A 22,222-nucleotide genomic window follows, 5' to 3' on the forward strand; every position below is an offset into this window, starting at 1 on the left:
GAAGGGGTGCGATAACGGACCATTCAAAGTCGGTGATCTCGTAACGGCGTCGGCTCATGATTCGTCCTCCTCCCAGAGAATGAATCACGCTTCCTCATAAATGGGAATCCATTTAATGAGTTCATGACCTAGGGTCTGCCGGAGCGCCCGCGCACCAGATGGAAGATCAGCGAGATCACCAGCAGCACGATAAAGACGAAGAACAGGATCTGGGCAATGCCTGCAGATGCCGAGGCGATGCCGCCGAATCCGAACACGGCGGCGATGATCGCCACCACAAAGAAAACCAGCGCGAAATAAAGCATGTGTCGTCCTTTCCCTCATGTCATCCGCCGCATGACCGGCAGGTTGAACGAAGAACGCCCCGGACAGCCATTGGTTCCGGCAGGACCTTCGACAGACCGCCGCGGTCGGCGCTGATCCGTCCGCACGCTGGCGCCTGCGCTGCAGACGCGCTACGATCATGTGCCCGCGCGCAAGGAAAAACAAAGATCGCCGGGAACCTGTCGGGCTTCATTCGGTTGTCCCACGTACTCCCTGAAGAAGATCAATGATCAAGGCGGCGAAGATCGCATGGCGTCAAACGGCACAAGCACGGAGCCCTCGGGCGGCGGCCCATCAAGAACATCGCGCAGTTCGCTGTTCAGCATTGCCTTCTGGACTGCTGCGGTCTGCCTGCTGATCGCCCTGGCAGGCGTGCTGGGCCGGGATTCGGGGCCGTTCATTCTCGGTGGGACGCTGGCCTTCATCGTCGCACCGGCCTTCGCGCAGGTCCGCCGACGCACCCGGTTGAGCCGGACCCTTGCGGCGCTGCTGGTGACATCGGCGGTCATGCTGATCATGGCCGCGTGCTTCGCGGCCCTCGCCGGTCCGCTGGCCGCAGAACTGACCGGCGTGGCCAACAAGCTGCCGGATTTCCTGCGGGTGCTGACCGAGCAGTTCGAGAACACCCTGCGTAACGGATTCGATTCAGCCCGCGGCCCGTCGCCCGAGGAGACCGAAGAGGCCGCGACAAAGGCCACCGAAACCATCGGCGCGGCCAGCGAGATCGCCATCGGCGGCCTTGCCACGCTGTTCGATACGGTGATGTTTCTGGTGTTCACGCCTTTCACACTGATGTTCGTGCTGCGGGACGGTCACCGGGGGCTGGCCGTCATCGACCGGGCGCTGCCGACATCCATGCGTGCAGACGTCCGCGAACTGGGTCGCACCATCCGCGCGCAATTGTCGGCCTATGTACGGGGCCAGACCTTCCTCTGCCTCAGCCAGGCCATCGTTCACATCGTCGGCCTGTCCCTGATCGGGCTGAACTTCGCCATCCTGCTGGGCATCCTGACGGGACTGGCGACGGCGGTGCCGGTGATCGGCAACATCGTGATGTTCACGGTCTCCATCATCATCGCCGTGATGCAGTTCGACGAAATCTGGCCGGTCGTGGCGGTGGCCTTGGTCTTCGGCTTCTCGCAACTGCTGGAGACCGTCGTGCTGTCACCAGTCCTGGTCGGCAAGCCGATCCAGCTGCACCCGGTCTGGGTCATTCTGGCGGTCGTGATCGGCGGCAACGTGATGGGGATACTGGGGGCCTTGTTGGGCCTGCCCGTCGCGGCAACTCTCAAGGCCATTCTGCAGTTCGCCGCGGAACGCCATGCGCGGGGCGACCTCGCCCTTTCCGGCGATGAGGACACCCGATAAGCGTTGCCGACCCGTGCCCGTTATTGCGGCGTCGGTTTCTTTTCGTGCAGGAACTGACCGTCGAAATCGCCGATCTCGCGCAGCCGCGGTTCGTCCAGAATCAGGATTCCCTGCGGAGAAGTCTCGATCAGACGGTCCAGAACCATCCGGCGGATCGTCCTGTTGGTATGAACCGGGCTGATGCCCAGGGCGTCCGACAGCAGAATCTGATTGATCGGCAGCCGCCGCGCCTGCATGTCACCGGCTCCCCCGGCACGCTGCCGCATCACCATTTCCATGATCAGGTGCGCCATGTGTTCCCGGGCCGACCGCTGCCCCAGACCGACGATCCGTTCCCGCAGCATGGATTCCTCCAGGGCAATGCTCCAGAACAGGGCAGAGCCGACGCGGGGATAGGTCGAGATCATTTCCATCAGCTTCTCGGAATCGATCCGCGAACAATTGACGTCCGTCAGGGCCACGACGGAATGGTCTGCCTGATCGAAGAACGTTGCCGCGAATCCGATGGCATCACCGGTGATCAGGAAGTTGACGACCTGGCGCCGACCGTCCTCCAGAAACTTCTGCCGAACCGCCCAGCCGGAATGGATGACATATGTACCGTCATAATCTTCCCCCTGGACCACCAGATGGGAATGCGCGGCCACGGTTCTTTCGTCCTGCACGCACGCGGCGACAGCCTGTCTCTCGGTTTCGGTCAATGCAACGAAACGATCGAGCTTGTCGATGAAGGCCATACGCTGAAAATTCCCCACAAGATCGCCGACAATGTTCTCGAAATCGGCATGTTTTACAAGTGTGATGGAACAGCCGGAGAAACCCCGGCGTTGGGCAGGCATGAAACACACCTACTTTCCAACGCGGCGACGCAGAGCCCGACGCAGGCGCGGCCACGCATCAGGTTACGTCGAAAGCGATGCGTCGCTGGCGCTGGTCGAGGCCCTGCTCCTGCAATTGCTGGATATCGGCATCCTGAGCAGGGACGATCTGATCGAATGTCTGGAGACGGCCGAGCATTCCCATCGCGACATGGCGATGGACTGGCAGACGCCTCCCGCCGAAAGGCAAATTCACCGGAAAACGGCGACCCTGTTGCGCGACCTCGCTGTAAAGCATCGGGTCAGTCCGGATCACCCTGATGGATAGATACGTTACCGCAACGAAAAAATGCGGCGCAGCCCAATAATTTTGGACCTGATCCCGCCGGTTTCAAGCCGCAGAATCCTGCTTTTTTTTCGGAACATTGGCTCCTTACGGTCGTTTTTCATGCGTAGGGTCGGAGTGAGTTTGACCATACAGCGCAAGTAACCTGAAGGAGTACAAGATGAACAAGAAGCTGATGATGGTGAGCGCCGTATCACTGACCGCGCTGATGAGCGCCGGTGCAGGAGTTGCCCAGGCCGAGAGCCACAAGAAGGCCGACGCCATGAAGCCGAACGTCGCGGAACAGTGCATGAAGGATGTCCGCACATTCGAAACTGAGTTTTCCGAAGAAGGCGGGGTCTATGATTCCACCATGCGCCGCGACTATCGCACGCTGCGGGACGCCGCGCTGACCTTCGCGCGCTACGGCGACGAGGAGGCCTGCGAGAACGTGCTGAACGAGATGCGCGACCTGCGCGAGAAGCACGCCGACAAGCAGATGATGATGGACCGTCGCGAGGCGCGCAAGGAGCGGCTGGAAGCCAGCCAGCCTCTGGACGCCAAGAACCGGATCGTCTGGGCGGAAGATCTGATCGGCGATGAGGTCGTGAACCTGCAGAACGAGGAACTGGGTCACGTTGAAGACGTCGCCGTCGGCGGTTCCGACGGCTCGATCTACATCATGGTCTCCCATGGCGGATTCCTGGGTCTGGGCGAGACGCTGACGCCGGTCCGCATCACCGACCTGAAGCAGACCGAGGATGCCGACACGCTGGTGCTGCCCATCGATGCCAAGATGTTCCAGGACGCACCTGAGGTCGACTACAGCGAGGAAGCCCGCCGGACCGCGAAGGGCTGGTCCGAGGACATCGGTGCCTGGTGGGATCGCAACATCAAGAACTGACCCGCGCATCTGACCACCGGTATGCGTCGCGCCCTGTTGCACGTCAGGCGTGCGACGCACCGCCTCCCCACCTCCGACGTTCCTTCCGGGAAGCCGGACGCGAGGGGAGGCGGAACCGGGTCGCTGAATTTAACCGAGGCCAACAGGAGAAGCAGAATGGACAGCAACGAAATCAAGGGCCAGTGGAACCAGCTGAAGGGAAACGTCCGCAAACAGTGGGGCGACCTGACAGATGACGATGTGGCCGAGATCAAGGGAGAACGCGACATCCTGATCGGCAAGATCCAGGAACGCTATGGCATCGCCCGTGACGAGGCCGAGAAGCAGGTGGACAGCTGGCGTGCCGGCTGACCCGGTTCTTCTCGCTGCCCACAACAAGAAAGGCATCCCGGATCAGACATTCGATCCGGGATGCCTTTTTCTTTTCCGTTCGTGCACCGTTCGCCGGGTCGATGATTGCCCCCGCACGGAGGCGTGAGGTGAGAGCCCGCCGTCTGGCCGTTTCAATCGGATGCCGGGACGCTTTACTCGTTCTTGGCCGATCCTGATTTCGACGCGAAGCCTGCGACCACACCGGCAACTAGGGCACCGACGCCGATGAAGACCGGCGGCAGCCCCAGGGCCTGCACGCTGCTCATCACACGCACCATGTCGCCCGACAGCGCGGCACGCGCCAGCGCCGCCTGTGCCTCGGCCCGCAACCGGGCCTTCCGGTTTGCGATCAGCAGGGCGAACGCCATGATGACGACCGCCACCGATGCCAGCGCCGCCGCCATGATCGCACCGGCAGTGAAGTCATCATAGGTGACGGTCAGGGTGCGATAGCCTCCGACGGTAAGAAACCCCAGCGCCCCGATGAACAGCAACGCGGCCACCATGCCCGCGATGATCCGTATGGCGGCACCACGGGCGGCGACGCGGGCGCGGCTGGCTTCCGCCTCGACCACACCCATCAGGTCCTGCACCAGTGAGGGAGGAAGCATGATCAGTCAGAAATCTAGCGGCGCAGGGACCGGCCGATGAGAATGCCCACCAGAACGGCGATGCCGATGGTCGCGAACGGGCGATTGCTTGCCTGCTCGGTGACCCAGCCTCGGCCCATCTCGTAGCCTTCCTCCGCGCGGTGTGCGGCCTCTGACGCCTTGGCTTTCGCCGTTTCCTTGGCCGTGTGGGCCGTGTCGCTCACCTTCGCGCGCGACATTTCCGCGACCTGAGCGACCAGTGTCGCCATGTCGGACCGCAGCTTTTCGAAGTCTTCGCGCAGATCCTCGGACGTCACCTTCGCGTCCGCCGATCCCGATTTGCCGTTTGTCGTGGTCTGAGTGGCCATGTCCATCACCTTCGTTTTTTCGTTTCTATGATCCCAGCCTTAACGCGTTCCGGTACGCTTCAGTTCCGGCGCGCGCATCTTTCCCTTAGATGCGAACGTGTGGCGCGCATTCAGGGGTTCAAGCGAACGAAATGCCGCAGACGCCCGGACAGCATCTCTACTGGGCGGGGTTCTCCGGTTTGGCAGGCCGCAGCGGGTTGGCCAGCAGGGCATCGCAGTCGACGTCCTGCTCGTCGCCGATCTCGAAGAACGGCAGCGGATCCAGGCCGCCGATCGATATGTCCGGATCGGCGATCCTGCCCTTGACCAGAACGGGCGTCGCAAGATCGATCAGGCTGAAGTCCTTGGCACGCGCCTCGACCTGAACATCAAGCGTTTCCGCATCCGTATTCACCGATCCCTTGGCAACCAGAACCGAATCGGTCGTATCCACAATGGCCCGGTTGAGATTGATGATGCCGCCATCTCCCTGAAACTCGATCAGTCCGCAGCGGATCGGCACACGATCGTCGCCGCCGATCACGATCGCCAGAGCCTCGATCACATCCAGCCCGATCGCCTCGACAATCAGGGCGCTCAGGCTGCCGTCGCGCGCGCCGATCCAGCCGCCGCCCCGCGCGCCGGCCATCAGATCGTTCAGGCTGCGGCCCACACCCAGGAAATAGATATCGCCGAAGAACCGCCCCGACATTTCCTGCGCGAAGTCCGTGTCCTGGAAGAACGGCTGCAGATCGACATTCTGGAACTTGAGGTCGGCATCCGCCGACGGCACCTCGCTGCGGCCATTGAGGGCGAACTCGCCGGAGACCTCTCCACCCGCGATGCTCATGCTGAACGGACGCACCAGCACCCGCGAGTCGGTCAGGTTGAACCGCGCGACCAGACGATCGACCGGCAGGATTTCATCTTCCACGCGGGTCGCCGTCAGCTTGATGTCCATGTTGGCCAGATTGAGCTGGTCCGTGGCGATGGGCGTATCGGGGAAAAGACTGTCGGACGCCTCCAGTTGCGCCGCCTGCTGCTGCTGTTCCCGATTCGCCGTCTCGTCCGGATCGGGCTGGGCACCGATCAGGCCACCCAGGTCGTCGAGGTCGAGTTTCCGGGAAACCAGGTCGCCCGTCACATCGGGTTTTTCGCCGGACGTATCAATGGACAGATCGCCGGAGAGATCGCTGTCGCCCATCCGCCCGGAAAAACCCTTCAGGCTCCACACGGCGTTCTCCAGCGTCAGCGTGCCGGCGAGGTCATAGGGCGGCGTTTCCGGCAAGGGCAGCGGGATGATCGGGAACAGAGCATCCAGGGTCGGCCCGCTGATCGCCAGCTTGACCGAGCCACCACCCATGCTGAGCGGTTCGCGCAGGGTGCCCACGGCGCTCAATGCGCTGTCGCCCACGGTGATCTTCAGATCGACCGGATAGGGTTCGGTGGTGCCGCGAAGCCGGGTCATCGACCCGCCGACAAAACTCACGTTCAGGGGGCGCTCCGACAGCTGTCCGTCCGCAGTCAGGGTCAGATCGTCACCTTCCCAGGCACGCCCTTCCGCCTTCGCGATGATGGCAACCGTATTGTAGGCGCTGATCGTATCATCGAAGCTGATCTCACCGTTCGTGACGGTCAGCTTTCCGACCGACGGAAACTCACTGCGCGTATCGGGGCCGAGCCTGTCATCGGGCGAACCGGCGAGCGCTGCGAAATCCCAGGTCGCCTGCCCTTCTGCGTTGCGCTGCATGGCAATTTTCGGTGCGTCCAGATCGACTTCCGGCATCCTGATCCGCATCCGCAGCAGCGGCCAGACCCGGATCGAAACGCGGGTTCGGTCGGCCTCATAGAATTTCGGCGATGCTGCCCATTCCGGATTTGCGACGGACAGGCCGCCCAGCGTGATCGTGGTCGTCCAGCCCGGATCGACATCCAGATGGCCGATGGCGACGTCCCGTCCGATGAAATCAGAGGCGAGAGAGGCCACTTCGTCCTTGAAATCGTTCCAGTCGAGAAGAAACAGCGCTGCGACACCCAGAACGACCAGCAGCATCAGAAACCCGACCAGAACCGCGGCAGCTTTCATTATTGTTTTCATATGCCTACCCCTGACGTTCTCCGCAATCCGACGGCTGCGAATGCTTCCGGGAAACGTATCCATCACTCAAAGGTTCCCCCGATGAGATCAGGGGAACCTTTTCGCATTTCAAGTGTTTGGACTCTGCCGGACACCCTACACGCGTGCCCGCCCGACGACATCGAAAGGCGACAGCAGATGACCATTTCCCGCAGGCGGAACGCGATCCTGGCGACGCGTTCGGGCGGCGCAAATCAGCGCAGCCGGACAAACGGGTTTCATCTCGGCCCCGTGCTTCCCATTTGAACGTCGTCAACATCCGGGCGCGCTGCCCGGAAAAAAGAAGAAGGAAAATCTCCCATGGATCTGATTCGCATCATTTTCGCCATTCTGCTGCCGCCCCTCGGTGTCTTTCTGCAGGTCGGCATCGGCATGCACTTCTGGCTCAACATCCTGCTGACCCTGCTGGGCTACATTCCCGGTATCGTTCACGCGATCTGGGTCATCGCCAAGAAATAGCAGTGACGGTCTGAGGCCGGTCCCGACCCCCGGGGCCGGATCGACGATACGCAAACGGGCGGTGCGTAAAACGACGCACCTCCCGCACGTGCGCTGTCTTGTCATGGACCGACGGGCGTATGCTGACCCCATGACTGAATCTGGCGCTTCACATGTCGATGTCTTTGTCATCGGTGGTGGAATCAATGGCTGTGGCATTGCCCGCGACGCGGTCGGCCGCGGCTATTCGGTGATGCTGGCCGAGAAGGATGACCTCGCGCAGGGGACGTCCTCCGGGTCGACCAAGCTGGTTCACGGCGGTCTGCGCTATCTGGAACACTTCGAGTTCCGGCTGGTGCGTGAGGCCCTGACCGAGCGGGAAACGCTCTGGGCGATGGCACCGCACATCATCTGGCCGCTCAGGTTCGTCCTGCCGCATCACAGGGGGCTGCGGCCGGCGTGGCTGCTGCGCCTCGGGCTGTTTCTCTATGACCACCTGGGCGGGCGGAAGCTGCTGCCACCGGCGCGCACGCTGGACCTGCGGCGCGATCTGGCAGGCGGCCCGCTGCGCGCGCGTTTCGAGAAGGGGTTCGAATATTCCGACTGCTGGGTGAACGACGCGCGGCTGGTGGTGCTGAACGCCCGCGATGCCGCGGACCGCGGCGCGGATATCCGCGTGCGGACCAGAGTGATCTCGGCACGCTGGTCGGATGAGGGCTGGACCGTCGAGATCGAGGACACGATCACGGGCACGCGCGAGACCGTCACCGCGGCGCTGCTGGTGAATGCCGCCGGCCCCTGGATCGACGAGGTGCTGTCGGGCGTCGTCGGCCACAACGAGGCGCGCAACGTCCGGCTGGTTCAGGGCAGCCACATCGTGGTCCGCAAGCTGTTCGAACACGACCGCTGCTACATCTTCCAGAATGCCGACGACCGGATCATTTTCGCCATCCCCTACGAAGGGGACTACACGCTGATCGGAACGACGGACAGGGACTGGAACGACGGCCCGGACGATGTGAAGATCAGCGCCGAGGAGATCAGATATCTGGTCGAGGCCGCGAGTGAATATTTCGAGAGACCTGTTTCCGGGGACGACGTCGTCTGGACCTATTCCGCGGTACGCCCGCTTTATGACGACGGGGCCTCGAAAGCGCAGGAGGCCACCCGCGACTACGTCCTGAAGACCGAGCGCGAAAACGGGGCGCCCCTCATCAACATCTTCGGCGGCAAGATCACAACCTACCGGCGGCTGTCCGAAGAGGTGCTGGAAAAGATCGACGGATTGCTGAACCGCAGCACGCGAAGCTGGACGGCAGGCGCATCGCTCACCGGCGGCGACTTTCCGGCAACCGGTTTCGCCGATCTGCTGGCCGATCTTTCCGGGGCATTCCCGTTCCTCGGCAAGCGCACGCTACACCGGTTCGCGCGCCTCTACGGCACCGAAGCGAAGCGCATTCTGGCCGGTGCGAGCCGGATCGATGATCTGGGACACTGGTTCGGGGCTGACCTCTACGAGCGTGAGGTCCGGCATCTGATGGAGCGCGAATGGGCCATGCGCGCGGACGATATTCTGTGGCGGCGCACCAAGGTCGGCCTGCAGCTCGACGCAACCCAGCAGGCCGCACTGGCGCACTGGCTGAGAGAGCACGGACACGGTCAGAGGAGGAACGGATGAGCGGATATGTACTGGCGATCGATCAGGGCACGACCTCCAGCCGCGCGATCGTCTTCGATGCCGACCTGAAGATCGCGGCCATCGCTCAGGAAGAATTCACGCAGCATTTCCCGCATTCTGGCTGGGTCGAACACGACCCGGAGGACCTGTGGCGGACGACCGTCGCGACCTGCAGGGCAGCCATCGCCGATGCCGGACTGGACGCCGCCGACATCACGGCCATCGGCATCACCAACCAGCGCGAGACCACGATCGTCTGGGACCGCAAGACCGGCAAGGCGATTCACAAGGCCATCGTCTGGCAGGACCGGCGGACGGCCGATATCTGTGCCGACCTGCGGGCGGCGGGCCATGAGGAGGAAATCAGGGCCCGGACCGGCCTGCTGCTTGACCCCTACTTCAGCGGCACCAAGGTCGCCTGGATTCTGGACCATGTCGATGGTGCGCGCGCCGCCGCCGAACGCGGCGACCTCGCGTTCGGCACCGTGGACTGTTTCCTGCTGTGGCGGCTGACCGGCGGGCGCGTGCACGCAACCGATGCGACCAACGCCAGCCGGACACTGATGTACGACATCATCGAGGGCCGTTGGCACGATGGTCTGCTGAAGCTTCTGGGCATCCCGGGTTCGATGCTGCCCGATGTGATGGACAGCGCCGCCGAGTTCGGGACGACCGACGCCGATGTTCTCGGGGCCGCCATTCCGGTGCTCGGGATCGCCGGTGACCAGCAGGCCGCGACAGTCGGACAGGCCTGTTTCCAGCCGGGCATGATGAAATCGACCTACGGAACGGGCTGCTTCGCCCTGCTGAACATCGGCGACAAGCCCGCCCTGTCCGACAACCGCCTGCTGACCACCATCGCCTATCAGCTGGACGGCAGGCCCACCTACGCGCTGGAAGGGTCGATCTTCATCGCCGGCGCGGCGGTGCAGTGGCTGCGCGACGGCCTGGGCATCATCGATGAGGCGGCCCAGTCCGGCGATCTGGCCGACCGCGCCGATCCGGAACAGGATGTCTATCTGGTGCCCGCCTTCACCGGTCTGGGCGCACCCTACTGGGACGCCGACGCGCGGGGCACGATGCACGGTCTGACGCGGGCCACCGGCCCGGCGGAACTGTCCCGCGCCGCACTGGAAAGCGTCTGTTTCCAGACCCGGGACCTGCTGGAAGCCATGCGGCGCGACTGGGACAGGGCGCGGGATACAGTGTTGCGCGTCGATGGCGGCATGGTGGCCAGCGACTGGACCATGCAGCGGCTGGCCGATCTGCTGGATGCGCCGGTCGACCGGCCCACGGTTCTGGAGACGACGGCGCTGGGCGCGGCCTATCTGGCGGGCATGAAGGCCGGGCTTTATCCCGAACCAGCGGCGTTCGCCAGGGGCTGGGCGCTGGACCGGCGCTTCGAACCCGCCATGGACAGCGCCGAGCGCGACCGCAAGTATGTGGGCTGGCAGGACGCCGTCCGGCGTACCCTGACCGCCACCTGACCGCCAAATCACCGGAGAGCCGACATGCGCGAGCACGACATCCTGCTGAAAACCGCCGATGGCGAGATGGACTGTTTTGTCTGTCATCCGGAAGAAGGCGGCCCCCACCCGGCCGCGATCATCTACATGGACGCGCCCGGCATACGCGAGGAACTGCGCGACATGGCCCGGCGGATGGCCACGGTCGGCTACTATGTGATGCTGCCGAACATGTACTACCGCACCGGACGCGAAGGCCATTACGGCTTCGATCTCGCCCGGATCCGCACCGACGACGATGAGCGCAAGAAGATGTTCGCCGTCATGAATTCGCTGTCCAATGCGCTGGTGGTCTCCGACACGCAGCCGATGCTGGAGTACATACGGCAGACGGACGCCGCCGCGCCCGGTCCCGTCGGCATCACCGGATACTGCATGAGCGGCCAGTACGTCGTCGCGGTCGCCGCGGCCTTCCCGGAAGACGTCGCGGCGGCGGCCTCATTCTACGGCGTCGGCATCATCACCGACCGCGACGACTCTCCGCACCTGTCAGCGGACCGGATCAGGGGAGAGCTCTATCTGGCGTTCGCGGAAGAGGACCAGTTCGTCCCGGACGCGATCCTGGAAGAACTGCCCGGCGTGATGCGGAAAGCCGGCGTGGACTGCCGCGTGGAAATCTATCCCGGCACCGAGCACGGCTTCGCCTTCCCCGAGCGCGCTGTCTATGTGAAGCAGGCCGGTGAACGCCACTGGGAACGGATATTCGCCCTGTTCGACCGGAAACTGCGCGCCCGCTGAGCGGACGCGGCGTCAGCCGATCAGCTTCGCGTAGTCATCCAGCAGCGGCAGCACCTGGTCGCGCGGCTTGTCGGGCACATCGAACAGCACCCTGCTGATGCCCGCATCGCGGTAGGCCTTCAGTTTGTCGGCATCGTCAGGTGCGCGGAAGACGGTCACCGGCACCTCCGACATGTCCCGCCCCGCCGCATCGGCAAAACGTTTCAGCCGCGCCATGCCCTCCGCCGGATCGAACGCATAGTTCGCGCGCGGGAACCAGCCGTTCGCAAATTCGACCACGCGGCGGATGGTGTGGTCGGTTTCGCCCCCCAGCAGGATCGGCGGATGCGGCATCTGGGCCGGCTTCGGGCTGGAAATGATCCGGTCGAACTTCACGAAGTCTCCACTGAAGCTTGCCTCGTCTTCCGTCCACATGACCTTCATCGCCTTCAGCTTCTCGGTCATCTCCTTGAACCGCGTCTTGTAGGCGACACCGTGGTTTTCCATCTCCTCCACGTTCCAGCCCGCGCCGACCGCAAACTCGAAGCGGCCGCCGGACATGCTGTCCAGACTGGAGATCACCTTTGCCGTCACGATCGGATCGCGCTGCGGCAGCAGGCAGATGCCGGTGCCGAGGCGGATCGTCTTCGTTGCCGCCGCCGCGAAGCTGAGCGCCACGAACGGATCATGCGTGTGATAGTAGCGATCCGGCAGGTCGCCCCCGCCGGGAAACGGCGTGTCGCGGCTTGCCGGAATATGGGTATGCTCACACAGGAAAAGGCTTTCGAAGCCGCGCTCTTCCATCGCCACCGCCAGGTCCGCTGTGTCGATGCCGTAATGTGTCGGGAAATAAAATGCGCCGTACTTCATGATCCTGCTCCTGTCTGGGTTCTGCCGTCGTTCGAAGTCGGCCTATTTTCGTTCGATATCGCGGGCGTAGGATTTCTCCCCGGTCGATCCGCGGTTCATCCCGGCGTGCTTCTTGAACAGCGAATCCGCTCCGAAACCCCAGAAGTTGGGGGATGCGGCCAGCGCCCCGCCGTCCACGACCAGCGTATGGCCGGTCACGAACTGGCTGTCGTCCGACGCCAGGAACACTGCGGCACCGGCAATATCGGTGCCCTCGCCCAGGACCGGCCACGGGGTCTTGTCCTGCGCGATCGCATCCATTTCCGCGGCGCGCCCCGAATGCAGCAGCGGCGTGCGGATCGCGCCCGGTGCGATGGCGTTGATGCGGATGCGGTCCTGCGCCAGTTCCGCCGCCGTCACGCGGGTCAGATTGTGCACGGCGGCCTTTGCCGCGGAATAGGCATTGGGTCCGGCACCGCCCGACAGTCCGGCGATGGATGCCGTGTTGATCACCGCCCCGCCATCGCCCTGCTTCTTCATCTGACGCACCGCGTGCTTCACGCCCAGAAACACCCCCCGGACCAGCACGTTGAAGGTGTAGTCCCATTCCTCGACGGTCGTTTCGGTGATCGGACCGAACGCACCACCGACGCCCGCATTGTTGAACATGATGTCGAGCCGTCCGAACTTCTCGACGGCCCCGCCGACCAGCGCTTCCACGTCGCCTTCTTCCGCGACGTCGCCGCGCACGAAGATCACGCGATCCGCGAAACCGGCATCTTCGGCCGCTTTCAGCGTTTCGGCGCCATTGTGGGCGTTCAGGTCGCCGATGGCGACAGAGGCACCTTCTTCCAGATAACGCATGACCGTGGCCCGCCCCATCCCCGAAGCCCCGCCGGTGATCGCGGCAACCTTGCCGTCCAGTTTCCTGCTCATCGCCATTCCTCCCCGAATGTCAGCATTGCAGTGTAGGATGGCTTGCCTGCCGCCGAAACCCAATTGGACCTTTCACGGATCGCATACGGAGACTGAGAAATGGACATGGCGAAACAGTGCCGTCTGGAAACCGAGACCCTGCATGATTTTCTGAGAGACTGGCTGGTGGGCGCCCTGCCGCGCACGGACGACGCGTTCGCCCGTTTCAGGGATGTCATGGCCCCCGGCCTGATGGTGATCAGCCCGCTGGGCACGCGGACCGAACTGAACGATCTGCTGACCGAATTCGAATCCATTCACGGCGTCCTCGCTGCCCGGAAGGACAGTTTCCGGATCGAGGTGAAGAACTATGAGTGCCATCGGCTGATCGGCGAGCAGGCGCTGGTCACCTATGAGGAATGGCACATGGACGGTGACGACGTCTCGGCCCGCCTGTCGACCGTGCTGTACGGCCCGAAGCGGGGCACACCGCACGGGGTGGAATGGCAGCATGTCCATGAAACCTGGCTGCCAGGACTGGCACCCGCCGCCGGGGAGCGGTTTCCCGAGCCCCGGTAGACCGTCGGCGCACGCCGGAACCGGCAGCAGTGAGTGTCTGCAGACCGGCGAAAAACGGGGTCAGGTGCGGTCCCAGCCCCACCAGCGGCAGAACGCCTCTCCCATGACCTTCGGCTTGTCGCGGTCGGGCAGCCACGCGAGTTCTTCGGTGAACAGGGTGATGCATTCGCGCCAGCTGCACGGCATCTTCGAGATATCCGTGCCCCAGAACATGCGATCGGGACCGAAGGCGTCGTAGATCTGTTCCAGCCAGGTATGCATGGCCGGAAACGGATAGGGCTCGCTGGCATAGCCCGGCGCGCCGGTGGCCTTCACCGCAATATTGGGATGCCGCGCCAGCGCCAGCAGGTCCGGCATGTGCGTCATCGCCGCCGCATCCTTCAGTTCGGTGAAGCCGCCGCGCCCGCCCAGATGATCGATCGTCAGACGCAGGCCGGGATGCCGCGCGGCGACCTCGCCAAGGTCGGTCAGCACATCGGTCGACAGCAGGGCCACGGGCACCCCGGCCTCTTCGGCTGCGGCCCACAACCAGTCGATGCTGCCGTCGCGCACCGCGCGCTGCCCCGCGTCGCCCATCAGCACATAGCGCAGCCCCAGCACGCCTTCCTCCTGTCGGCAGGTGGCGATCCGCGACCGGGTACCGGGATCATCCAGCGGCAGCGTGCGCATCATCGCGAACCGTCCCGGATGGTTCCGAATGGCGTTCGCCGCCATCCCGACCGAATCCGGATCCCAGCCGGGCGGATGGATCACGGCGGCATCGACCCCTGCCTCGTCCATCAGGTCGATGGCCTGTTCCGCATCGAACCGTGTGACCTGCCAATGGGCATTGTTGACCGGCAGGCCGGACCCCCAGAGATGGATCTGGGCATCGACGATCTGCATCCCGTGCGCGGCACCCACCGTCAGACGCTCGGCTTGCTGGGGAAGGGGGTCAGTTGCAGTTCGTGCGTCCAGGCGGACCTGTCCTGCGTCTGCAGGAACCAGAAGGCTTCGGCGATCTTCACCGGGTTGATGATGATGTCCGGGTTCTTCTGCGCCACGGGCAGCGCGCGCGTGCCGGGCGAATCGATCAGCCCGTCGATGACGACATTGGCCACATGCACGCCGTGCACGGAATATTCCTCGGTCAGCACCTGCGCCAGCGTGCGCATCATCACCCGCGGATAATAGAGCGAATTCCCGGTGCCGCGCTTGCGACCGCGCAGGGAGTTCGCATTGTTCGAGAAGAAAAACGAGCCGGCGCCGCGTTCGCGCATCGCGGGCAGTACCTCCCTGGCGATCAGGAACGGACCGCGGCTGGAAACGGTCTGCGCGACATCGAAGATCTCGACGGGCATGTGCTCCAGCAGTTCCATCTCCGGCGGCAGGTCGCGGCCATCCGGATAACCGGCATTGTAGATCAGCGCATCGGTCTCGCCCGCATCGGCACGGATTTTCTGAAAGGCTTCGGCAATCGAGTCATCGGACGCCAGATCCATCTCGACCGTGCTGCAACTGCCGCCCTGGCGACGGATGGCATCTTCCAGATCGGCGGCATTCCCGGCGGAGCGTGTCGTCAGCACGACGTGAAACCCTTCGGCCGCATATTTCTGCGCGATGGCCCCGCCGACGCCCCAGCGGATGCCTTCCGGCACATCTGACGCATCCAGTGCCGTGCCATGGATCAGTTTCGTCATGAAGCCGTCGCCACGCCATTTGGTCGTCGCACCGACGATCACCGCCACTTTCCTGTCCATTGGATCTCACCCCTCCCCTGTGCCGTGAGTCATGGCCAGAGGCTACGCGCAGTCTTGCAGGGGAAGCCAGCGGAAACGGGCCCCCGGTCGCCTGACGTGCATGCCGGACGGTGGCCGGTCAGTCCTGTTTGGGACGCTTGCGCTTTCTCGGACTGTCGCCCGCCGGATCGATGCGACCGCCGCCTTTCCGCGCGGAGGCCTTTCCTGGTTTCTTTGCCGAAGAGGCACCCGGCTTGGACGGTCGTGCGGACTTGGGCCGCTTCGGCTTTCGGGGTGCGGGCGTGTCGGTGGCGGTCTGCACCTCCGGCTTTCCGGAGTCGCCGCGGTCGTCCCCAGAGCGGTCGCGCGCAGGCTTGCGTTTGGGCGGCCGCGGACCGTCCGGCTTGCGCGGCTTTCCGGTCTGATGCCTGTCACCGCGGTCCTTGCCGGCTGGCCTGTCCTCGAATTTCGATACCGGGGCGTCCTTCCCGCCGTCGAAACCGGGGGATGGTTCGTGCCGGGGCTTGCGTGGCTTGCGGGGTTTGCGTGCCTTGTCCGGACCGGGACCACGTGGACGCTCGCCCCCGTCCGCCGAAGGGCCGGGTCTGACGTCCCTGTGGGTCGGCACGCCCGCCAGCCGGGTTGCGCGAATGCTCTTCTCGACAATACCGTCATCGCCGATCGAGGCCGCAAACCGTTCGACGCTGCCCGGCGCGATCTCGACGTGGGTCTCACCGTCATAGATCTTGATGGCACCGATATCGCCGGTGGCAATGTTGCCGGCCCGGTACAGCATGGGCAGCAGCCAGCGGGTTTCGGCATTCTGGTGGCGGCCCACCGACAGCGAGAACCAGACACCGCCTTCGAAATCGACCCGCGCCTTGCGCCTGGTATCCCGCTTCTCACGGCTGTCCGGTGAAGGTGCCTCCTGCAGGTCCTCCGGCGCGGACTGCCCGGCACGCGACATCCGCACAAAGGCGGCGGCGACCTGTTCGGCAGAATGCTGCGCCAGGATCTGCTCGACGAAAGCCTTCTCGTCCTCGCCCACCGGTTCGGTCAATGCCAGGCTGGCCAGCAGCCTCTCATCGTCGCGGGCGACGATCTCGGCTGCGGACGGCGGGTTCGCCCAGGCCGCGTTGATACGCGCGCCCTGCAGCAGCCGTTCGGTCTTGCGGCGCTGGCTGTAGGGCGCGATCAGCACGCTGACGCCCTTGCGCCCCGCACGGCCCGTTCGGCCGCTGCGATGCAGCAGCACCTGGCTGTTCTGGGGCAGATCGGCGTGGATCACCAGTTCAAGGTCCGGCAGGTCCAGCCCGCGCGCGGCGACATCGGTTGCGATACAGACCTTCGCGCGGCCATCGCGCATGGCCTGCAGCGCATGCGTGCGCTGGCTCTGGCTCAGTTCCCCGGACAGGGCCACCACCGCGAACCCGCGGTTGGTGAAGCGGCTGGTCATCCGGTTCACCGCCTCCCGCGTCGCGCAGAAGACGATGGCACTCGTCGCCTCGAAATACCGCAGCACGTTGATGATCGCGTTCTCGCGGTCGCGCGGTGCCACCATCAGGGCGCGATATTCGATATCCGCGTGCTGCCGCTGCTCGGACGCCGTGGTCACCCGGATCGCATTCCGCTGATACCGCCTGGCCAGACTGACGATCATCTTCGGCACCGTGGCCGAGAACATCAGCGTGCGGCGTTCGTCAGGCGCGGCGTCCAGGATGAATTCGAGATCCTCACGGAAGCCGAGGTCCAGCATCTCGTCAGCCTCGTCCAGCACCACCGCGCGGAGGTCCGACATATCCAGCGAGCCGCGTTCGATGTGATCCCGCAAGCGTCCGGGGGTACCGACGACGATGTGGGCGCCACGTCCCAGCACCTGGCGCTCGGCACGCATGTCCATGCCGCCGACACAGGAGGCCAGCAGCGCGCCCGTCATCTCGTAGAGCCATTCCAGTTCCCGCTTCACCTGCAGGGCGAGCTCACGCGTCGGTGCGACGACCAGCGCCAGCGGGCGCTTCGAATAGCTGAAGCGATCCTCGCCTTCCAGCAGGGTCGGTGCCAGCGACATGCCGAACGCCACCGTCTTGCCCGACCCGGTCTGCGCCGAGACCAGCAGATCGGCATCCTTGAGCTCGGGTGCCAGAACGTCGCGCTGCACGGGCGTCAGCGTCTGATAGTCGCGTTTGGCCAGCGCTTCGCCGAGCGCCGACACGACACCTTCAAATTCAGTCAACTTGCTACTTTCGGGACAAGGGGGTCAACATGCGGCCACAGCCGGCATCCCGACGGGAGGAGGTCTTTCGGCAAACTATCACATCTGACCGCCCGGTGGGGCACCTTGCGGCAGAGAGCCTGCACCGGCGCGCATAACGAACTGGCGCGGCCCGGTCCAGCGGAATCGGTCAGGCACAGCCCGCCGCGACAATCTCTGCGATCTCTCGGGATCACCGCAGACCGGTTCAGGGATCGAAAGACGGTCGCCTGTTCAGCGTCTCGACGTCGAACCCCGCCGTCGTCTTGTAGCGGGCCGCGATCTCATCCAGTTCGGCAGCCGCGACAACATCATGCACGTCCTGGAAGCCGTCGGGCGCACGTTCCTCGACCAGTTGCAGCGCCTGTTCGGGTCCATTGCCCCGGTTGGCGAGGACGATCGCGGAGGTCGGCGGCCTGCGTTCCGCTTCATACGCCTGCAGAGCGGCAACCGGATCCTTGTCGCGGGCGAGATGCATGGCCAGCACCCGCGCATCCAGAATGGCCTGCGACGCGCCGTTCGAGCCGATGGGATACATCGGATGCGCGGCATCGCCCACCAGGGTGATGCGATCGAAACTCCAGCGCGGCGCCGGGTCGCGATCCACCATCGGATACTCATAGATGCTGCGGGCCCCGCGAATGATATCCGGCACCTTCAGCCAGCCGAAGTCCCAGCTTTCGAACGACGGCAGGAAGTCTTCGATCCGGCCCGGCCTGTTCCAGTCGTCCTGACGCCACGGCGGGTCGGTCGGAAAGCGGATCTCGGCGATCCAGTTGATCAGTGCCCGGCCTTCGTTGTGATGGGTTCTGGAAATCGGGTAGCAGACGAACTTCTGGTTGGCGTGCCCGGCCATCACCATCGAGCGGCCGGACAGATAGCCGTCGCTTTCGGTCGTCGCCCGCCAGAGCACGCAGCCGTTCCAGATCGGTGCGCCTTCATCCGGATAGAAGTGCCGCCGCACGGTCGAGTGAATGCCGTCACAGCCCAGCAGAACGGCCCCCCTGACAGGGTCCCGCCGTGACCCGGAAGAACGGCTGCTGAACAGGGCGGTGACCCCGTCCGCATCCTGGCTGAACCCGGTCAGTTCGTGATCGGTGTGCAGCCGCGCCGCTCCGATCCGGTCGATGACGGCATCGCGCAGGATCATCTGAAGCGCGCCGCGTGCGATCGAGAACTGGGGCCAGTGGTAGCCCGCGTCCTTGCCCCGCGCCTCACGCCATATCTGCTGGCCGTGGCGGTTGGCGTAGATCAGTTCCGCCGTCGGTATGGCGGTCGCGGCCAGCGCGTCGGCAAGACCGAGTTCGGTCAGTTCCCGCACCGCGTGGGGCAACAGGTTGATGCCCACCCCCAGCGCCCTGATTTCCGGCACCGCCTCGAACACCTGACACTCGATACCCGCCCTGTGCAGGCTCAATGCCGTCGTCAGGCCCGCAATGCCGCCGCCGATGATGATCACGGTCATCTTGCGCTCACCTTTTTTCCTTCGGACGCCGGCGTACCGCCATACAGGATCTCGACCGGCATCCAGCCCGCCCGGCCTTCGATGCTCAGACGGCACCAGTCGGCCTGACAGCGTTCCAGCGTGCCGATGACCCGGCGTTCCGCATAGAGCAGGATGTCGCTGTCGGTACGCGCCTCGCGCATCAGCGGCGCCAGATTCTGCATGACCATCGCGGTGCGGCGGCCCGAAAGCAGACTTTTGTGCAGCCAGCCCGTCTCGCCCCAGGGATCCCGCACGGCGCGCCAGTGACCGTATTCATCGGTGATCTGCACAGGCAGAAAACGCCGGTGGTAGACCCAGCGGATCGGATAGGCCCTTCCCGGACCCGTCCGCAGGTTGGCCTTGCCCGATTTGAGCGACACGAAGCGCGGCAGCGGCAAGCCGGTATTCGATCCCCTGCTCACACCCTCGACGGTTTCGGCGACCGCCGGGGAAACGTGCAGGATCAGGCCGAGCGCCAGAATGACCAGGAGGTGCCGCATCGGTCCTTGATGATCGGAACCGCAGCAGTCGTCAAGGCGAGTACGCCTATCGCAACCGATCTTTCGCGCGTTCCATCATGCGGCGTGTCACACGACCGGCAATTTCCGCCCGTGTCGTGCCCGGTGCCGCATCGGCCTGCGCCTGCGCCACTTCGTCCTTCAGCACCGACTGCTGGCTGCGAACGACTTCGCCCGCCTGCCGTGCGGTCTGCCGCGCCAGGGGCATCACCCGTTCGCGGGCGATGTGATCGGCCTTCCGCCGCAGATCCGGATCGGCAGCGACACGGCGAACGGCTTCGAACAGGAGTGTACGGATCAGAGGCATTCGGAACGGCCTTCGGTTCGACAGGAAATCAGCCAATTCAATATAGGATGTGATCGCCATTCTTTGCAGCATCAATATCGGGCATTGAATTCCCGGACACGGGTTCAAACATGATCGTTCGGGCCATATGCAGATTAACATTGGATAATTCAGGCGGTTGCCAGCCGTCTCGCCTGCCAGATAACAAGAACGGGGAACAGATCCGCACATGATGTATCTGATGGTTGCTGCCGGTCTCATCCTGCTTCTCATCGGTGGTGAGGCGCTGGTCCGGGCAGCCGTTGCGCTTGCAGACCGTCTGGGTGTCTCGAAGCTGGTGATCGGTCTTACGGTCGTCGCCTTCGGTACATCCGCACCGGAACTCCTCGTCTGCATCCAGGCCGTGCTGAACGACGCGCCGGCCATCGCCATCGGCAACATCGTCGGATCGAACATCGCGAACGTGCTTCTGGTCGTCGGCGCGCCCGCGCTCATCGCACCATTCTTCTGCGAAAAGGAGACGATGAAGCGCGAAGGCTTTGCGATGGTCGGGGCGACCGGCCTTTTCATGGTCTTTGCCGCGCTGGACATGATCAGCTTCTGGCCCGGCCTGCTGCTGCTGCTGCTGCTCTTCGCGTTCCTCTATTCGGCCTACCGCAGCGCCCGCAGGTCCGGGGGCCAGTCCTATGCCGAGGAGGTGGACGAACTGGGCGAAGGCGTCCCCAAATCCCTCGGTGCCCTGCTGGTCCTGCTTCTCGTCGGGCTGGTCGGGCTGGTGATCGGGTCCAACCTGCTGGTGGAGGGTGCGCGCGAGATCGCCCTGATGTTCGGCGTCAGCGAAACCGTGATCGGCATCTCGCTGGTCGCCCTGGGCACTTCCCTGCCCGAACTGGCGACCTCGGTCGTCGCGGCCATCCGCCGTCATGGCGATGTCGCCATCGGGAACGTCATCGGTTCCAACCTCTTCAACATTCTGGGCATCATGGGCATCACGGCAATGGTCAGCCCGGTCCCGGTCCCGCTTCAGATCATCCAGTTCGACCTCTGGATCATGCTCGCGGCATCGCTGGTCCTGTTTCCCCTCGCCTTTGCCCGTCTGCCCGTCGGCCGCGTCGCCGGCCTGATCCTGCTGGTCGGATACGGGGCCTACATCGCCGCGCAGTTCTCCGGCCTGTCCGGCATGCCGGTTGAACAGATGGCCGCCCTGCAATGACAGAGCAGGCCAGAGAAGGGGTGCTGATCACCGGCGCGGCCGTGCGCATCGGACGGGCCATCGCCCTGCGGCTGGCGAAGGACGGATATCCCGTCGCCATCCACTACAATGGCTCGCGGGATGCGGCCCGGGCGACCGTCGAGGATATCCGGGCACGCGGTGGACGGGCGGCCGTCGTGCAGTGCGACCTGGCGGATCACGACGCGGTTCTCGGTCTGGTTCCGGAGGCGGGGAAAGCGCTGGATACGCCGATCTGCACGCTGATCAACAATGCATCCCTGTTCGAGAACGACCGCCTGCAGAACGCGACACGGGAGAGCTTCGACCGGCACATGGCCATCAACCTGCGGGCGCCACTGTTTCTCGCGCAACAGTTTGCCGGCGCGCTGCCGGAGACGCTCACCGGGAACATCATCAACCTGATCGACATGCGGGTCTGGAAGCCGACGCCGGGGTTCATATCCTACACCCTCAGCAAGGCGGCGCTGGAGATGCTGACCAGGACGCTGGCCATGGAACTGGCCCCCCGCATCCGCGTCAACGCCATCGGACCCGGACCTGTACTGCCGAACGAACGGCAGTCGGATGAACAGTTCGAGAAACAGTGGAAGTCGACGCCGCTGGAACGCGGTGCCTACCCCGGAGAGATCGCCGAAGGCGTCCGTTTTCTCATGAACGCACCGTCGATGACCGGGCAGATGATTGCTCTGGACGGTGGACAGCACTTGCCCTGGCCGCCCGTCTCCCGTCAGGAGGCAGCCCTGGACGGCTGAATACGGCCGGATCGTCTTGCGCTTCATTTGCATCCCGCAGCGATGCAGGATTCGGGCGTTCTCTTGTTCACTCGACCGGCAACCGTTCAC

Annotated in this window: 24 protein-coding genes; 10 read left to right on the forward strand and 14 right to left on the reverse strand. The window is 64.3% G+C overall.

Annotated features, from left to right (window positions below; translation table 11 throughout):
- Positions 1-128 precede the first annotated feature (128 nt).
- Positions 129-305 carry a DUF1328 domain-containing protein gene (locus ACN0X7_RS18805; RefSeq protein WP_417520012.1) on the reverse strand — a complete coding sequence of 59 codons (177 nt, stop codon included), beginning with the start codon at positions 303-305 and terminating at the stop codon, positions 129-131.
- Positions 306-573: 268 nt separating this feature from the next.
- Between ACN0X7_RS18805 and ACN0X7_RS18810 the strand changes: the two genes are divergently transcribed.
- A complete protein-coding gene (locus ACN0X7_RS18810) occupies positions 574-1,692 on the forward strand; it encodes an AI-2E family transporter (RefSeq protein WP_417520013.1) in 1,119 nt (372 codons plus the stop codon).
- Between the two features lie 20 nt (positions 1,693-1,712).
- Here ACN0X7_RS18810 and ACN0X7_RS18815 read toward each other — a convergent pair whose 3' ends face one another.
- Both ACN0X7_RS18815 and ACN0X7_RS18820 read right to left on the reverse strand, forming a co-directional pair.
- Complete coding sequence (locus ACN0X7_RS18815) at positions 1,713-2,531, reverse strand: Crp/Fnr family transcriptional regulator (RefSeq protein WP_417520014.1); 819 nt, start codon at positions 2,529-2,531, stop codon at positions 1,713-1,715.
- 58 nt (positions 2,532-2,589) lie between these two features.
- Positions 2,590-2,808: a hypothetical protein gene (locus tag ACN0X7_RS18820; protein ID WP_417520015.1), complete on the reverse strand. Its 219-nt coding sequence runs from the start codon at positions 2,806-2,808 to the stop codon at positions 2,590-2,592.
- A 208-nt stretch (positions 2,809-3,016) separates the two neighbouring features.
- Between ACN0X7_RS18820 and ACN0X7_RS18825 the strand changes: the two genes are divergently transcribed.
- Together ACN0X7_RS18825 and ACN0X7_RS18830 are read left to right on the forward strand one after the other, a co-directional pair.
- Positions 3,017-3,739 (forward strand): PRC-barrel domain-containing protein, encoded by a 723-nt coding sequence (locus ACN0X7_RS18825; RefSeq protein WP_417520016.1) that lies wholly within the window; start codon positions 3,017-3,019, stop codon positions 3,737-3,739.
- A gap of 156 nt (positions 3,740-3,895) precedes the next feature.
- The gene (locus ACN0X7_RS18830) at positions 3,896-4,090 is read left to right on the forward strand and encodes a CsbD family protein (protein WP_417520017.1); all 195 of its coding nucleotides are present in this window, start codon (positions 3,896-3,898) and stop codon (positions 4,088-4,090) included.
- 173 nt (positions 4,091-4,263) lie between these two features.
- Here the strand turns inward: ACN0X7_RS18830 and ACN0X7_RS18835 are convergent, their stop codons facing one another.
- From ACN0X7_RS18835 to ACN0X7_RS18845, 3 genes are all read right to left on the reverse strand, one after another.
- On the reverse strand, positions 4,264-4,722 hold the full coding sequence (locus ACN0X7_RS18835; protein ID WP_417520018.1) for a hypothetical protein: 459 nt from the start codon (positions 4,720-4,722) through the stop codon (positions 4,264-4,266).
- 14 nt (positions 4,723-4,736) lie between these two features.
- Positions 4,737-5,069, reverse strand: a complete 333-nt coding sequence (locus ACN0X7_RS18840) for a DUF883 family protein (protein ID WP_417520019.1) — start codon at positions 5,067-5,069, stop codon at positions 4,737-4,739.
- A 157-nt stretch (positions 5,070-5,226) separates the two neighbouring features.
- Positions 5,227-7,134, reverse strand: coding sequence for an AsmA family protein (locus ACN0X7_RS18845; protein ID WP_417520020.1), 1,908 nt, complete (start codon positions 7,132-7,134; stop codon positions 5,227-5,229).
- 351 nt (positions 7,135-7,485) lie between these two features.
- Here ACN0X7_RS18845 and ACN0X7_RS18850 point away from each other — a divergent pair, with 351 nt between their 5' ends.
- The 4 genes from ACN0X7_RS18850 (at position 7,486) to ACN0X7_RS18865 (ending at position 11,565) form a co-directional block, all read left to right on the forward strand.
- Positions 7,486-7,644, forward strand: coding sequence for a YqaE/Pmp3 family membrane protein (locus ACN0X7_RS18850; protein ID WP_417520021.1), 159 nt, complete (start codon positions 7,486-7,488; stop codon positions 7,642-7,644).
- A gap of 130 nt (positions 7,645-7,774) precedes the next feature.
- Positions 7,775-9,301 carry a glycerol-3-phosphate dehydrogenase gene (glpD, locus tag ACN0X7_RS18855; RefSeq protein WP_417520022.1) on the forward strand — a complete coding sequence of 509 codons (1,527 nt, stop codon included), beginning with the start codon at positions 7,775-7,777 and terminating at the stop codon, positions 9,299-9,301.
- The gene (glpK, locus tag ACN0X7_RS18860) at positions 9,298-10,788 is read left to right on the forward strand and encodes a glycerol kinase GlpK (protein WP_417520023.1); all 1,491 of its coding nucleotides are present in this window, start codon (positions 9,298-9,300) and stop codon (positions 10,786-10,788) included. Before glpD ends, glpK begins: the two co-directional genes overlap by 4 nt.
- Before the next feature lie 24 nt (positions 10,789-10,812).
- Complete coding sequence (locus ACN0X7_RS18865) at positions 10,813-11,565, forward strand: dienelactone hydrolase family protein (protein ID WP_417520024.1); 753 nt, start codon at positions 10,813-10,815, stop codon at positions 11,563-11,565.
- A gap of 12 nt (positions 11,566-11,577) precedes the next feature.
- Here the strand turns inward: ACN0X7_RS18865 and ACN0X7_RS18870 are convergent, their stop codons facing one another.
- A complete protein-coding gene (locus ACN0X7_RS18870; protein WP_417520025.1) occupies positions 11,578-12,414 on the reverse strand; it encodes an LLM class F420-dependent oxidoreductase in 837 nt (278 codons plus the stop codon).
- 42 nt (positions 12,415-12,456) lie between these two features.
- The gene (locus ACN0X7_RS18875) at positions 12,457-13,329 is read right to left on the reverse strand and encodes an SDR family NAD(P)-dependent oxidoreductase (protein ID WP_417520026.1); all 873 of its coding nucleotides are present in this window, start codon (positions 13,327-13,329) and stop codon (positions 12,457-12,459) included.
- 99 nt (positions 13,330-13,428) lie between these two features.
- Between ACN0X7_RS18875 and ACN0X7_RS18880 the strand changes: the two genes are divergently transcribed.
- Positions 13,429-13,887 (forward strand): hypothetical protein, encoded by a 459-nt coding sequence (locus ACN0X7_RS18880; RefSeq protein ID WP_417520027.1) that lies wholly within the window; start codon positions 13,429-13,431, stop codon positions 13,885-13,887.
- Positions 13,888-13,947: 60 nt separating this feature from the next.
- Here ACN0X7_RS18880 and ACN0X7_RS18885 read toward each other — a convergent pair whose 3' ends face one another.
- The 6 genes from ACN0X7_RS18885 to ACN0X7_RS18910 form a co-directional block, all read right to left on the reverse strand.
- Positions 13,948-14,772 (reverse strand): amidohydrolase family protein, encoded by an 825-nt coding sequence (locus ACN0X7_RS18885; protein WP_417520028.1) that lies wholly within the window; start codon positions 14,770-14,772, stop codon positions 13,948-13,950.
- Positions 14,773-14,792: 20 nt separating this feature from the next.
- Positions 14,793-15,626: an SDR family NAD(P)-dependent oxidoreductase gene (locus ACN0X7_RS18890; protein ID WP_417520029.1), complete on the reverse strand. Its 834-nt coding sequence runs from the start codon at positions 15,624-15,626 to the stop codon at positions 14,793-14,795.
- A 118-nt stretch (positions 15,627-15,744) separates the two neighbouring features.
- Positions 15,745-17,838, reverse strand: a complete 2,094-nt coding sequence (locus ACN0X7_RS18895) for a DEAD/DEAH box helicase (RefSeq protein ID WP_417520030.1) — start codon at positions 17,836-17,838, stop codon at positions 15,745-15,747.
- A gap of 226 nt (positions 17,839-18,064) precedes the next feature.
- Positions 18,065-19,321 carry a flavin-dependent oxidoreductase gene (locus ACN0X7_RS18900; protein WP_417520031.1) on the reverse strand — a complete coding sequence of 419 codons (1,257 nt, stop codon included), beginning with the start codon at positions 19,319-19,321 and terminating at the stop codon, positions 18,065-18,067.
- The gene (locus ACN0X7_RS18905) at positions 19,318-19,842 is read right to left on the reverse strand and encodes an SH3 domain-containing protein (protein WP_417520032.1); all 525 of its coding nucleotides are present in this window, start codon (positions 19,840-19,842) and stop codon (positions 19,318-19,320) included. Before ACN0X7_RS18905 ends, ACN0X7_RS18900 begins: the two co-directional genes overlap by 4 nt.
- A 46-nt stretch (positions 19,843-19,888) precedes the next feature.
- Positions 19,889-20,167: a hypothetical protein gene (locus ACN0X7_RS18910; RefSeq protein ID WP_417520033.1), complete on the reverse strand. Its 279-nt coding sequence runs from the start codon at positions 20,165-20,167 to the stop codon at positions 19,889-19,891.
- Between the two features lie 208 nt (positions 20,168-20,375).
- Between ACN0X7_RS18910 and ACN0X7_RS18915 the strand changes: the two genes are divergently transcribed.
- Together ACN0X7_RS18915 and ACN0X7_RS18920 are read left to right on the forward strand one after the other, a co-directional pair.
- A complete protein-coding gene (locus tag ACN0X7_RS18915) occupies positions 20,376-21,359 on the forward strand; it encodes a calcium/sodium antiporter (RefSeq protein WP_417520034.1) in 984 nt (327 codons plus the stop codon).
- Entirely contained in the window at positions 21,356-22,132 is a 777-nt protein-coding gene (locus tag ACN0X7_RS18920) for an SDR family oxidoreductase (protein WP_417520035.1), read from the forward strand. Before ACN0X7_RS18915 ends, ACN0X7_RS18920 begins: the two co-directional genes overlap by 4 nt.
- Positions 22,133-22,222: the final 90 nt, after the last annotated feature.

Origin of the sequence: Minwuia sp. (assembly GCF_048263705.1) — a bacterium.
Lineage (GTDB): Bacteria > Pseudomonadota > Alphaproteobacteria > Minwuiales > Minwuiaceae > Minwuia.